This window comes from Streptomyces sp. N35 (assembly GCF_016464295.1).
In the GTDB taxonomy this organism is placed as follows: domain Bacteria; phylum Actinomycetota; class Actinomycetes; order Streptomycetales; family Streptomycetaceae; genus Streptomyces.
In genome coordinates this window covers 1-526 of the sequence record NZ_JAEIMH010000239.1, presented here as the reverse complement: position 1 = coordinate 526, position 526 = coordinate 1, and the positions used below count along the sequence as shown (strand labels likewise).

Sequence of the window (526 nt, the reverse complement as noted above, 5' to 3'; positions counted from 1 at the left end):
GCGCGGACACTGACCGTCTGTTGCGCAGGCTAGCCAGGCGATTCCGAAGCGCCACCAGGCGGCCCGCGTGTTCCCGCATGGCGACGATGAGTTGGTCAGCCTGAACGAGATCTAGCTCGGCCGCCTCGACGCGGTCACCGTCGGCGTGCACGACGGGGGACGGGGGCCGGCCATCCCCGCCGTACGGCTCATCCTGGATATACGCCTCAAGGACCTTCATTCCCTCAAGGCCGAGCCAGATGGGGGCGCCGCGGTGGACGACGTCCTCGGGGTACATCCGCCCGCCCGCACCCTCCAAGTCGGCCGCGTGGTCGGACACGCACCACGACGGGCACGGGAACGAGAACCAGGCGCCTCCCGGCACAGGGAAGGTGGTCAGTGGCGAGGTCTCTTCTGCGTTCATGGATACCGCCGATGCGACAGGGGCTGAACCGCGTTGTTCGAGAGTTCGGTTTGACGGATCGAAATGTCATCAGGCACGATTCTTCTACGCCTTTGCGGCCTTGCCCGGTGCTACCAACACCGG

The 526-nt window shown here is 66.3% G+C and carries 1 protein-coding gene; it reads right to left on the bottom strand.

Annotated elements, in window-relative coordinates; genetic code table 11:
* Positions 1-403, bottom strand: a 403-nt coding sequence (locus JAO81_RS43295) for a hypothetical protein (RefSeq protein ID WP_374194424.1), incomplete at its 3' end; no start/stop codon positions are given.
* Positions 404-526: the final 123 nt, after the last annotated feature.